Raw genomic sequence first — 12259 nt, forward strand, 5'->3', positions numbered from 1 at the left:
GCACTGGCTTCAATTCTGCCAACTCATAATTTATAATGCATAATTCATAATTTAATTATGATTGATTTGCCCGTTATCCAGCCCGAAACGGCTGCCCCCGCCCGCCCCCGCAAGCCCGACTGGCTGCGCGTGAAGCTGCCCGTGGGCGAAGAATACGCCGCCGTGCGCCGCCTCGTGGACGAGCATAAGCTGCACACCATCTGCGAGAGCGGCAACTGCCCCAACATGGGCGAGTGCTGGGGCGCGGGCACGGCTACATTCATGATTTTGGGCAACATCTGCACCCGCTCGTGCTCGTTTTGCGCCGTGGCCACCGGCCGCCCCACCGAGTACGACCTCGACGAGCCCCGCCGTGTGGCCGAGGCTATTCACCTCATGAAGGTGAAGCACGCCGTACTCACCAGCGTGAACCGCGACGAGCTCAAGGACCGCGGGGCTAGCGTGTGGCGCGAAACCGTGGTGCTCACCAAGCAGCTTAGCCCCGAAACCACTATCGAAACTCTGATTCCGGATGTGAAAGCCAACTGGGACGCACTCGACGTGATGATTTCGGGCGGCCAGGAAGTGATTTCGCACAACGTCGAAACCGTGGGCAGCCTCTACCGCCTCGTGCGCCCGCAGGCCCGCTACGACCGCAGCCTGGAGCAAATCCGCCGGACCAAAGCCGCCGGCCACCGCACCAAATCCGGCATTATGCTGGGCCTGGGCGAGAAGCCCGACGAGCTGTACCAGGCCATGGACGACCTCGTGGCCAACGGCCTCGACATTCTCACCCTCGGCCAGTACCTGCAGCCCACCAAGCGCCACCTCGAAGTAGCCGAGTTCATCACCCCCGACCAATTCGCCCACTACAAAGAGGAAGGCCTGCGCCGCGGCCTGAAATACGTGGAAAGCGGCCCGCTGGTGCGCAGCTCCTACCACGCCGAGCGCCATGTAAACGTGCCTATTTAAAGCCATTTGAACGGACCGGTGTAGTTTAGGCCAAAAATCTACTTCATGGCCTTTTTTACTGCTGCCGGACGCCTGCGCCGTCGGGCTTATTTTCTGCGAGTGCTGGGGCTTTATGTCGCAGGAATTGTCATTTATGCCATTCCCGGGTTGCTGTATCCCGCCGAAATCCCTTCCTGGATGCAGTTGGCAGCCTTAGCGGTCATAGTCGGTTTGTTTTATCTGGTAATTGTGCAGGTCCTGCTTCGCCTACACGACCTAAACTTCAGCAGTTGGTGGAGTTTGATAATGCTTCTGCCGGTAGTGAGCTATATTTTGGGTGGTGGGCTGCAATTCGTGCAGGGCACTATTGGTCCCAACCGCTTCGGCCTCGACCCCAAACGCCTTTTATTGCTGCCGGCCGCCGTACCAGTTGCCTCGCTGCCCCCAGACGCTAGTATTGAATCATAAAAAAAGTCCCGCTAATGTTGGCGGGACTTTTTTACTGAGCAGAATGCGCTGAAATTATTAGCGACGGGCGTTGTTATCCTGCGGCGGGTAGGTGCTCAGAATTCCGTTCACGATGCGGTGGGTTTCGGCTTCGTCGATGGTATTCTGGTTGACCTGGGCCTGGCCGGTGCCGCGCCATGCCAACTCCTTGCGGTGGGCGTCGATGATGTCGATAACCACGGTGCCGGCTTTGTACTGCGTCACGGGCGAGTAGCCGCGGTAGCCGCCATAGCCGTAGCCGTAGGGGTAGCCCAGGCCGTTGTAATAGGGCGAAACCTGCTGCTTGTCCTCCACGCGGGCGCTGTAGGCCACGTAGATATCGGGCGCGGTGGTTACTTCGGTGAGGCCCTTCTGGGTCATCTCCGAAGCCACAGAGGCGCGCATCCGCTTGTCGAGAAACGACTCGTAGCCCTTGGCGGGGCCGTTCTCGGCATCGCGGGGCTGCTGCGGGTACCAGGCCCAGGTTTTGAAGGCCCGGAAATTTACCGCGTGGTCAAAGTCATTGGTCACGCCTACGCGGGAGGACGTGGTGCAGCCGCTGGGACCCAGCAGTAACACTAAGCTGGCGGCAACCATGGCCACCGGATGGGCCAGAAAACGGGTGATGCGGTTCATAAAAAGGAAGAAAGAAGACGGATGGAATATGCCCCCTAAAAAGCCGTTTATCAGGATAAAGGGACTGTTTTCGGGGGCTGTGATATTAACGGAAAAGTGGGTTGCGGCGTTCCATTTTCGCAGGGCCGGGTTGGGGGTTGAGCGAATGCAAATAAGAAGAGAAAATGTTGACATCACCGGAATTTGTCCTACCTTACCTCCAAAATCCCCACCCTTGCTTTTTCCCAGTTGATGAAAAGAACTGCCCTACTCTTTTTGGCTGTTTCCGGTCTGTTTGCCGCCTGTACCTCCACCCGCGACGAAATGAGCAAAGCGGCCGTCGACCGTACCCCCGTCGCGCACAATACCATTGTGGACTGCCCGGTGTACGACGGCATGAAAAAAACGTCCACCATCCTGGCCCAAACCACTAGCGGCAATGAGGTTCAAGTAACGGATACCATCAACGCCTATTTTGTGCGCGTCCGGCTCGATAAAGACGGCCAGACCAAAGTAGGCTACATGGACCGTCGCTGCTTCGGCGAGCGCGGCAACGAGCGGGGAAATCGCAAATGAGTTAAAAATTAGGAGTTAAGCGTTAAAAAGCCCGCCTGATGATTCAGGCGGGCTTTTTAACGCTTAACTCCTAATTTTTAACTTAATAAGACGGGCCTTTGTCGGCCTGCACCAGCTCTTCCTGTTGGTCGGCGTATTCCTCGATGGGCGTGCAGCTGCAAATCAGGTTCCGGTCGCCGTAGGCCGAGTCGATGCGGCTGACGGCGGGCCAGAACTTGTTGGCGCGCACGTACTCCATGGGGTACACGGCCTGCTCGCGCGAGTACGGGCGCGTCCAGTCGTGGACGAGCACGGTGGCGGCAGTGTGCGGGGCATGCTTGAGCACGTTGTCTTTGGCATCGGCCTTGCCCGATTCCACATCGGCGATTTCCTTGCGGATGGAAATCATGGCGTCGCAGAAGCGGTCGAGCTCGGCTTTGCTTTCGCTTTCGGTGGGCTCAATCATGAGCGTGCCGGCCACGGGGAAGCTCACGGTGGGCGCGTGGAAACCGTAATCCATCAGGCGCTTGGCGATGTCCTCGACTTCAATACCGGCCTTTTTGAAGTGGCGGCATTCCAGAATCATCTCGTGGGCGCAGCGGCCGTGGCTGCCGGTGTAGAGCACGGGGTAGTGCGCTTCGAGGCGGGCCTTGATGTAGTTGGCGTTGAGGATGGCCGTTTCGGTGGCGCGCGTCAGGCCGTCGCCGCCCATCATCGAAATGTAGGCGTAGCTGATGGGCAGGATGCTGGCCGAACCCCACGGCGCGGCCGAAACCGAGCCGCTGGTGCGGCCTTCCACCGGTACCACGGCGTGGCCGGGCAGGTAGGGAGCCAGGTCGGCCACCACGCCGATGGGGCCGACGCCGGGGCCGCCGCCGCCGTGCGGAATGCAGAAGGTTTTGTGCAGGTTGAGGTGGCACACATCGGCCCCGATGATGGCGGGCGAGGTGAGGCCCACCTGGGCGTTCATGTTCGCGCCGTCCATGTACACGCGGCCGCCGTACTCGTGAATCATGTTGCAGATGTCGATAATGGTTTCCTCGTACACGCCGTGCGTGCTGGGATAGGTCACCATCAGGCAGCTCAGGTTGGCGGCGTGCTTGTCGGCCTGGGCCTTGAGGTCAGCTAGGTCGATGTTGCCGTCTTCGGTGCTCTTCACCACCACTACCTGCATGCCGGCCATTACGGCCGAAGCGGGGTTGGTACCATGGGCCGAGGCCGGAATGAGGGCCACGGTGCGGTGGTGGTCGCCGTGGGCATCGTGGTAGCCTTTGATGGCCAGAAGGCCGGCGTACTCGCCCTGCGCGCCCGAGTTGGGCTGTAGGCTCACGGCATCGAAGCCGGTTACCTCGCAGAGCCAGGCTTGCAGGTCCGAGAAAATCTGCTCGTAGCCTTTGGCCTGCTCGCGGGGGGCGAAGGGGTGCAGGCCGCCGATTTCGGGCCAGGTCACCGGAATCATCTCGGCGGTGGCGTTCAGCTTCATGGTGCAGGAGCCCAGCGCAATCATGCTGTGCGCGAGGCTCAGGTCCTTGTTTTCGAGCTGCTTCATGTAGCGCAGTATCTCGTGTTCGGCGTGGTGCGTGTTGAAGACGGGGTGCGTGAGGTAGTCGCTTCTGCGGACGAGGGCGGCGGGCACGTGCAGCTCGGCAGCTTCAATGATTTCGGCCAGCTGGTCGGCTTCCTTGCCCAGCACCTTGGCGAACACGTCCAGAATATCGGCTACGTCGTGCAGCTCGGTGTTCTGGTTCAGCGAAATGCCGACGCGCACATCTTCGAAATAGCGGAAGTTGATGCCGGCGGCTTCGGCTTCCTTCTTCAGCGCCTGCTGCATTTCGGCGCTTTCGAGGCGCAGGTTCAGGGTGTCAAAATAAGAAGTGTTGGTTTGCTCCACGCCCAGCTTCTTCAGGCCGGCTTCGAGGGTTTGGGCCAGCAGGTGGGTGTTGGTGGCAAACTGCTTCAGGCGTTGTGGGCCGTGGTACACGGCGTACATGCCGGCCAATACGCTCAGCAGCACCTGCGCGGTGCAGATGTTGCTGGTGGCTTTTTCGCGGCGGATGTGCTGCTCGCGGGTTTGCAGGGCCATGCGGTAGGCCTTATTGCCGGCCGCATCAATGCTCTGGCCGATGAGGCGGCCGGGAATCACGCGCTTGAACTGCTCTTTGCAAGTGAAGAAACCGGCGTGCGGGCCACCGTAGCCCATCGGTACGCCGAAGCGCTGGGAATTGCCCACGCACACATCGGCCCCCAGCTCGCCAGGCGAGGTGAGCAGCGTGAGGGCCAGCAAGTCAGCCGCCATTACCACGAAAACGTTGTTTTTCTGCGCCTGGGCGATAAAGTCTTTGTAGTCGAACACCTCGCCATCAGCGGCGGGGTACTGCACCATCGCGCCGAAGAAGCCTTCGTTGCTGAGGTCCACTTGGCGGTGGTCGCCCACTACCAGCTCGATGCCGACCGGCGTGGCGCGGGTGCGCAGCAGGTCAATGGTCTGGGGCAGCACCTGCTCCGACACGAAGTATTGGTTGGCACCCTTTTTCTTGGTCTGCGAGTGCAGCATGTGCATGGCTTCGGCGGCAGCAGTGCCTTCGTCGAGCAGGCTGGCGTTGGCGATTTCGAGGCCGGTGAGGTCAATTACCACGGTCTGGTAATTAATGAGGGCTTCGAGGCGGCCCTGGGCAATTTCGGCCTGGTAGGGCGTGTAGGCGGTGTACCAACCCGGGTTTTCCAGAATGTTGCGCTGGATAACGGGCGGCAAAGTCGTGTCGTGGTAGCCCAGGCCGATGTAGGATTTGAACACCTGGTTCTGGCCGGCAATCTGCTTGAACTTCGCCAAAAAAGCCCGTTCGCTGAGGGCGGCGGGCAGGTCGAGGGGGCGTTTCAGGCGGATGGCGGGCGGCACCGTTTCATTGATGAGCTGCTCGATGCTTTCGACCCCAATGGTGCGGAGCATCGCGGCCTGGGCCTCGGCGCTGGGCGCGTTGTGGCGGGCTTCAAAAACGTCGACTGGCGAGAATTTCAACGACATAAAGACGGGAATGGATTGGTGGGGAGCTGGTTAGGCAGGTGGGTTTTCGGATTCAGATTCCTTAACAAAGGTACGCCCGAAACCTCCCGGCGAACTGCGGGAAAGCCGTAATTTTGGCCGTCGTTCAGCTTATATAGGCGGCCAATCCCGGGCTGTTGGCACGTCATGCAGCGCGCAGCGAAGCATCTTTACCGCTTCGTTGGGTCAAGTAAATAGCGTTGAGCGGGCAAGATGCTTCGCTACGCGCTGCATGACGTTCTCGGTTTTTTCCTTCCCACCCAATTCCCACTATTCCCTCCCCATGTCCCTCACCATCGGCCTCATCCGCGAAGGCAAAACCCCGCCTGACAAGCGCGTGCCCCTCACCCCCAAGAAATGCACCGAGGCGCAGGCCGATTTCCCGGGCCTGAAAGTCGTGGTGCAGAGTAGCCCCATCCGCAGCTACACCGACCAGGAATACCGCGACCTGGGCCTGGAATTGCGCGATGATATTTCGGCTTGCGACGTGCTGATGGGTGTGAAGGAAGTGCCCGTCGACCAGCTGATTCCTAACAAAACCTACCTCTTTTTCTCGCACACCGTGAAGAAGCAGCCCGCCAACCGCAAGCTGCTGCAAGCCGTGCTCGACAAGCACATTACCCTGATTGACTACGAGCTGCTGACCAATGAGCACGGCGAGCGCATCGTGGCCTTCGGGCGCTATGCCGGCATTGTGGGGGCCTACAATGGCCTGCTCACCTACGGCCGCAAGCACGGCCTCTACGACCTGAAACCCGCCTGGCAGTGCGTGGATATGGATGACATGCAGGAGGAATTCTTCAAGGTGAAGAAGCTGCCACCCATCAAAATGGCCGTCACGGGCAGCGGCCGGGTGGCGCAGGGTGCGCTGGAAGTGCTCGACCGCATGGGCATCCGCCGGGTGAGCGTGTACGATTACCTGTACCTGACTTTCAACGAGCCGGTGTATACGCAGCTGCGCAGCTCCGACTACAACCGCCGCCGCGACGGCCGCGTGTGGGACACCCAGAATTTCCACCAACACCCGGCGGAGTACGAGTCCACGTTCGGTAATTTTCTGCCCGTGACCGACCTGCTCATTGCCTGCGCTTACTGGCACCCGGCCGCGCCGCTGCTTTTCTCGGAAGCCGACACGCGCCGGCCCGATTTCCGCATCAATACCATTGCCGACGTGACTTGCGACGTGAACGGTTCGGTGCCCACCACCAAGCGCAGCAGCACCATCGCCGAGCCGGTTTTCGACTATAACCCCGCCACCGGCGAGTTGGAACCCGCTTACTCGCGCCCCGGGAATATCACCGAAATGGCGGTGGACAACCTGCCCTGCGAGCTGCCCCGCAACGCCAGCCGCGACTTCGGCCGCCAACTCATTGACAAGGTGCTGCCCCACCTGCTGGGCGACGACGCCGAAGGCGTCATTGCGCGGGCCACCATCGCCAAAGGCGGCCGGCTGACGAAGCGGTACGAGTATCTGAGCGATTACGTGGCCGAAGCCAGTCGTGCCTCCGTGGGGTGAGGGCCGTATCTTCAAGTAATTATTTCTCCTGTTGCCATGGAATCCATCACGAAACTCTCGCAGCTCGACCCGAACGGCAGCTACACCTACGCTGACTACCTGACCTGGAAGTTTGAGGAGTTCGTGGAGTTAATCAGGGGCAAGCTGCTGCGGCATATGGCTGGCCCCAGCTCCCGGCACCAGCAGTATTCGACCAACCTCGTCATCGAAATAGGTCGGTTTCTGAAGGGCCGGGCCTGCCGCGTGTACGCCGCGCCCTTCGATGTGCGCCTGACCACGGGCGGCGCTAATAGCGACCAGGAAATCAACACCGTGGTGCAGCCCGACCTGTGCATCGTCTGCGACCTGACCAAAATCGACGCCCGTGGCTGCGTGGGCGCGCCCGACTGGATTATCGAAATTCTCTCGCCCGGCAATGTGGGCCACGACACGAAAACCAAGTTCGACCTCTACGAGGAAAACGGGGTGCGCGAGTACTGGATTGTGGCCCCCGGCCTGCTCACCGTCACGGCCTACGTGCTCGATGCTCAGAGCCGCTACCAGGTGGCCGCCGAGTATGCCGAACCCGGCCCCATGCCCGTGGCCACGCTGCCTGGTCTGGCCGTGGAGTGGGCCGATATTTTTGACGACGCGGTGTAGCGGCCGGGGACGGGACAAGCGGAACGGGCCGTTACATTTGCCGGCATGACTTCTACCAAAGAACAGGCCCGCGCCACCCTGACCCGGCTGGTTGATAAATTCAGCTAGAACTACAATCACTACAAGAGCGCGGCCTATAGCGAAGCCCAGCTGCGGGTCGATTTCCTCAACCCTTGGCTCGAAGCCTTTGGCTGGGACGTGCCCAACCACCAGAACCGCCCGCTCTCGCAGCGCGAGGTGATTACCGAAGACCGGGTGCGCGTGGCCGGCCGCCAGAAAGCGCCCGATTATGGGGTGCAGCTCGATGGCCGCTTTCGCTTCTACATCGAAGCCAAAAAGCCCGCCGTGAACCTGCACGACGACCCCGCCCCGGCCGTGCAGGTGCGTACCTACGCCTGGAATAAGGGCATCCCGCTGTCTTTCCTCACCGACTTTGAGGAACTGGCCCTCTACGACTGCCGCGCCAACCCCAACGCCCGCGCCACCGCGGCCACCGCCCGCCTCGATTACTTGCGCTTCGATACCTACCTGGCCCGATTCGACGAGCTGTGGGACCTGCTGGCCCGCGAAACCGTGGCCGACGGCAGCCTCGACCGCCGCGCCGCGGCCGTGCCCGAAAGGCGCGGCACCGAAACGGTGGACGTGGCCTTTCTCAACACCCTGGAGCAGATGCGCGCCGACCTGGCGCAGGACCTGATTCGCCAGAACCCAAAGCTGGACGTGGACGGCCTGCGTTACCTGGTGCAAATGCTGCTTGACCGCATCGTGTTTCTGCGCATTGCCGAAGACCGCGAAGTGGAGCCCTACGGCGACCTGGAAAAGCTGGCCGCCGACCGCAAAAAGGAAACCCCCGGCCAGCTCTACGGCGAGCTGCTCGACCGGTTCCGCGCCGCCGTGACCCGCTACAACTCCGGCCTGTTCGACCTGAGCGCCGATACCCTCTCTAGTGCCGTCACCCTCTCCAACGACGTGGTGCGCGGGCTGCTGCGCGGCCTCTACCCGCCCGATTCTAACTACAAGTTCGACGTGATTGGCGTTGACATTCTGGGGTCGGCCTACGAGCGGTTTCTGGGCAAAATCATTGAGCTGCCCGCCCCCGGCCGCGCCCAGATTGTGGAAAAGCCCGAGGTGCGCAAGGCCGGCGGCGTGTACTACACCCCGCCCTACATCGTGCGCTACATTGTGCGGGCTACCCTGGAGCCGCTGTGCCAGGGCCGCACCCCCGCCGAAGTGGCCCAGCTGCGCATCGTGGACCCCGCCTGTGGCTCGGGCTCCTTCCTGCTGGGGGCGTATGACTACCTCCTCGACTGGCACCAGGACTACTACCAGCGCCACCCCAAAGCCGCCGCTCCGCCCACGGCCGCGCCCCGCCCCACGCCCGGCAAGGCCCGCGCCGCCGCCGCCGACAAAGCCGCCCTCACCTCCGACGGCCGCCTGAGCACCACCACCCGCAAGGCCATCCTGCTCAACAACCTTTACGGCGTCGACCTCGATGCCCAGGCCGTGGAAGTCACCAAGCTCTCGCTGCTGCTCAAGTGCCTGGAGGGCGAAACCCGCAACAGCGCCGCTCAGCAGCTCGGCATCGAGCGCCTGCTGCCCACCATTGACCACAACGTGAAGGTGGGCAACTCGCTGGTGGACCCGGATTTTTACGATGAATTTGAGTTTGAGGCAACCACTGATAACCTACGCCCCTTTTCGTGGCGCGACGAGTTCAAAGCTATTTTCAAGCAGGGTGGTTTCGACGGTGTTATCGGCAATCCGCCCTACGTTCGGAGCCAGTTTATTTCCGAAGCCGTTAAAACTTACTTTGCCCGAACCTATCCGGCCGCTTCCTACCAGCCCGATACGTTTGCCTTTTTCATTTCCAAAGCCGTCATGTTGCTGAAAGACGGGGGCCGGTTTGGGTACATCATCCCATCCGCGCTGCTCACCAACAAGTATTATCAGCCGTTGCGGGAGCTGGTGCTTGATAGAACCCGGCTGGAACAGGTTATTGACCTTAAATCGGGCATCTTCAAGGATGCGGCGGTAGATACCATCATCCTGCTCGCCGCTCGGGAAGACAGCGCGGCCAAGCGGGCCGCGCACAACGTCATTATTGGCACCGACGCGGCAGCCCGGTTCAGTGGCGTTGTGACCACGCCCTCCATGCGCATTAAGCAGGCCGTACTGCGGTCAGGCCCCGGCGCATTTTACAATACGGCCAATGATACTGCCTCTTTCGACCTAGCCACCCGCGTGCGCAAGGCCAACCCGGTTGCGTTGGGCAGCGTGGTAGAAGTAAAGGCTGGGATGAAGGTGCGCAAGGATTTCGTGCGCGGCAAAAAGGAAACAAGCTTTTATAAAAAATTCCTGATGGGTTCTGATGTGAAGCCCAATTATACCACTTGGAAGGGCAAGTGGGTCTGCTACGACAAAGACTTGGAAACCCGGTTCTCCAACCAGTCTTTTCGGGACGAGCGAATTTTTCTCGCGCCCGAAAAAGTCTTGGTTAGGCAGGTAATGGGTAAGGAAAGGATTTATGCCGCAGTGGACAAAAGCCAGTTTTACGCCGACCAAAGCCTGTACCTGCTGCTCCCCATCAATAAAGCCTATCCGGCAACTTTTTTGGCTGGCGTTATTGCCTCGCGGCTCATGAGTTTCTATTTCAGCAAAACCATGGCCGACGGCAAAGCGACCTTCCCAAAGGTGAAAGGCGACCAACTGAAACAACTGCCGCTGCCCAAGTTCAGCCCCAAAAATGCAGCCCACAAGCAAACCGTGGTCGATATCACCAAAGAAGTCGATGAGCTAACCAAGCTGCACCAGCAGCGGGCCGCCGCCACGGTGCCCACCCAGCAGCAGCAGCTTCAGCGCCAGCTCACGCAGGCCGAGCGCCGCCTCGACCGGCTGGTGTACCAACTCTACGGCCTCTCGCAGCCTGACATCGACCAGATAGTGGCCGCCCTCGGGTAAAAAGACTGCGCTGCCGAGGATAATAACCCCGACTCCGGGCATAATAACCCCGACACCGGGGTTCCGAACTCCGGCTTCGGGGATAATAACCCCATTATCGGGGTTCCGAACCCCGACTCCGGAGATAATAACCCCGCCATCGGGCATCGGAACCCCAGCCGACACAAAAAAGGCCCCGTTTCGCAGGAAACGGGGCCTTTTCATGAAGCGCGGCGGCAGGCTTTAGGCCTTGGCGGGCTTGGGTTCCTGCTTGGTGCGCTCAAACTGGGTTTTCAGCTCGTTGAACACGGGCTGCGCGCCGGGCTGGTTATTGTCGGCAGCCTCCTGCACCCGGTTATAAATGAGCAGGCCCGCCGACTGGGCCGAGCCGCTGGCCACCATATTGGTGCTTTCGAGGCTGTAGCCGAGGTTGGCGAAGCGGGCGGCCACGGGGTCGAGGCCGGCCACAGTGGCCAGGTTGGTGCCCAGGCCGGGCACGTCCACGAAACCGGGGGCAAAGGCCGGCGTGGCCGTGGTAAAATTGAAGGTTTTGGTAACGAAATCCACCGACTTGGGTCCCATTTTCAGGCGCTTCTTGCGCTGCTCGGTGGTGAGCGGAATGAGGTAGGGGGCCGCCAGGGCTTCTGCCTGGGCCGCCAAGTCGGCCAGCTGCTGGAGCACTTTGGTAGGAATGTCAACGATGACGATGGGCTGTTTATCGGCCATACGGTTAGAAAACGAAGAACGTGAAAGAGAAAATACCCCGGCCGTCGAGCCGGGGATGGTAGTTTATTCTCAACGTCCTGCGCCGCTGACGGTCGAAGGTGCGACTTTTCGGGCAGCCCGCCAAATTCCCCGGCCAAGCCGCGTGCCCCGACTACAAAAAAAGCCCCTCCTGTTTCCAGAAGGGGCTTTTTGATGATAACGCAACCCAGTGTGGCTAGGAAGCCGCGTCACGTCATCGGGGAAAGAATTGCGTTAGAACGTGCGCTGGAACCAGCCTTTGATGTCGTCGATGGCGTGGCCCGTTTTCTCTTGCAGGCGGCCGTACCACTCGTCCTGCTTGCCGTCTTCATAGTCGAGGTCGTCGTCGGTGAGGTTGCCCCACTTCTGCTTGGCCTGGCCTTTAATCTGGTTCCAGTCGCCACGGGCTTTCAGCTCGGTGCTGTTGCCGGCGGCGGTAGCGCTGGCATCGTTACCGATGCTGCTGAACCAGTTTTTGATGTTGTCAACGGTTTCGCCCGTTTTCTCCTGCAGGCGGCCCAGCCATTCGTCCTGTTTGCCTTCGTGGTAGGTCAGGTCGTCATCGGTCAGGTTGGCCCATTTCTGCTTGGCTTCGCCTTTCAGTTGGTTCCAGTTGCCGCGCGCTTGCAGCTCAGTGTTGTCGCTAACGTTGTTGCTGTTGAGGTCCATGATTGAAAGCAGGTTTAGTTAGAAAGAAAATGAGGGTGGGGAGAGGTGAAATTGTTGGGCTTGTACGCAAGGCTTTTTAGGCGCGTTGAGGCCACCGGCCGAATGCCGGAATTTTATACCCCGCTACC

General features: G+C 60.4%; 10 protein-coding genes. 6 read left to right on the plus strand and 4 right to left on the minus strand.

The window, feature by feature from the left end:
* The first annotated feature begins 57 nt into the window (after nt 1-57).
* Entirely contained in the window at nt 58-951 is an 894-nt protein-coding gene (gene lipA, locus ACVWYF_RS21200) for a lipoyl synthase (RefSeq protein WP_457071893.1), read from the plus strand.
* Nucleotides 952-996: 45 nt separating this feature from the next.
* Nucleotides 997-1398 carry a DUF805 domain-containing protein gene (locus ACVWYF_RS21205; protein ID WP_457071895.1) on the plus strand — a complete coding sequence of 134 codons (402 nt, stop codon included), beginning with the start codon at nt 997-999 and terminating at the stop codon, nt 1396-1398.
* A gap of 57 nt (nt 1399-1455) precedes the next feature.
* Here the strand turns inward: ACVWYF_RS21205 and ACVWYF_RS21210 are convergent, their stop codons facing one another.
* Nucleotides 1456-2052: a DUF4136 domain-containing protein gene (locus ACVWYF_RS21210; RefSeq protein ID WP_457071897.1), complete on the minus strand. Its 597-nt coding sequence runs from the start codon at nt 2050-2052 to the stop codon at nt 1456-1458.
* Nucleotides 2053-2283: 231 nt separating this feature from the next.
* Between ACVWYF_RS21210 and ACVWYF_RS21215 the strand changes: the two genes are divergently transcribed.
* Nucleotides 2284-2607, plus strand: a complete 324-nt coding sequence (locus ACVWYF_RS21215) for a hypothetical protein (RefSeq protein ID WP_457071899.1) — start codon at nt 2284-2286, stop codon at nt 2605-2607.
* Between the two features lie 82 nt (nt 2608-2689).
* Here the strand turns inward: ACVWYF_RS21215 and gcvP are convergent, their stop codons facing one another.
* Nucleotides 2690-5608, minus strand: a complete 2919-nt coding sequence (gcvP, locus tag ACVWYF_RS21220) for an aminomethyl-transferring glycine dehydrogenase (RefSeq protein ID WP_457071901.1) — start codon at nt 5606-5608, stop codon at nt 2690-2692.
* A 301-nt stretch (nt 5609-5909) separates the two neighbouring features.
* Between gcvP and ACVWYF_RS21225 the strand changes: the two genes are divergently transcribed.
* From ACVWYF_RS21225 to ACVWYF_RS21235, 3 genes are all read left to right on the plus strand, one after another.
* Nucleotides 5910-7142, plus strand: a complete 1233-nt coding sequence (locus tag ACVWYF_RS21225; RefSeq protein ID WP_457071904.1) for an NAD(P)-dependent oxidoreductase — start codon at nt 5910-5912, stop codon at nt 7140-7142.
* Between the two features lie 36 nt (nt 7143-7178).
* On the plus strand, nt 7179-7781 hold the full coding sequence (locus ACVWYF_RS21230; protein WP_457071906.1) for a Uma2 family endonuclease: 603 nt from the start codon (nt 7179-7181) through the stop codon (nt 7779-7781).
* Between the two features lie 198 nt (nt 7782-7979).
* A complete protein-coding gene (locus ACVWYF_RS21235) occupies nt 7980-10739 on the plus strand; it encodes an Eco57I restriction-modification methylase domain-containing protein (protein ID WP_457071908.1) in 2760 nt (919 codons plus the stop codon).
* A 222-nt stretch (nt 10740-10961) separates the two neighbouring features.
* Here the strand turns inward: ACVWYF_RS21235 and ACVWYF_RS21240 are convergent, their stop codons facing one another.
* Together ACVWYF_RS21240 and ACVWYF_RS21245 are read right to left on the minus strand one after the other, a co-directional pair.
* Nucleotides 10962-11444, minus strand: a complete 483-nt coding sequence (locus ACVWYF_RS21240) for a hypothetical protein (protein WP_457071910.1) — start codon at nt 11442-11444, stop codon at nt 10962-10964.
* 252 nt (nt 11445-11696) lie between these two features.
* Nucleotides 11697-12131, minus strand: coding sequence for a CsbD family protein (locus tag ACVWYF_RS21245; RefSeq protein WP_457071912.1), 435 nt, complete (start codon nt 12129-12131; stop codon nt 11697-11699).
* Nucleotides 12132-12259 lie beyond the last annotated feature (128 nt).

Source organism: Hymenobacter sp. UYAg731, from assembly GCF_054061335.1.

Bases quoted from the DNA above. Each gene is read 5' to 3' on its own strand.
- lipA (WP_457071893.1), top strand. From the start codon at position 58: ATGATTGATTTGCCCGTTATCCAGCCCGAAACGGCTGCCCCCGCCCGC.
- ACVWYF_RS21205 (WP_457071895.1), top strand. From the start codon at position 997: ATGGCCTTTTTTACTGCTGCCGGACGCCTGCGCCGTCGGGCTTATTTT.
- ACVWYF_RS21210 (WP_457071897.1), bottom strand. From the start codon at position 2,052: ATGAACCGCATCACCCGTTTTCTGGCCCATCCGGTGGCCATGGTTGCC.
- ACVWYF_RS21215 (WP_457071899.1), top strand. From the start codon at position 2,284: ATGAAAAGAACTGCCCTACTCTTTTTGGCTGTTTCCGGTCTGTTTGCC.
- gcvP (WP_457071901.1), bottom strand. From the start codon at position 5,608: ATGTCGTTGAAATTCTCGCCAGTCGACGTTTTTGAAGCCCGCCACAAC.
- ACVWYF_RS21225 (WP_457071904.1), top strand. From the start codon at position 5,910: ATGTCCCTCACCATCGGCCTCATCCGCGAAGGCAAAACCCCGCCTGAC.
- ACVWYF_RS21230 (WP_457071906.1), top strand. From the start codon at position 7,179: ATGGAATCCATCACGAAACTCTCGCAGCTCGACCCGAACGGCAGCTAC.
- ACVWYF_RS21240 (WP_457071910.1), bottom strand. From the start codon at position 11,444: ATGGCCGATAAACAGCCCATCGTCATCGTTGACATTCCTACCAAAGTG.
- ACVWYF_RS21245 (WP_457071912.1), bottom strand. From the start codon at position 12,131: ATGGACCTCAACAGCAACAACGTTAGCGACAACACTGAGCTGCAAGCG.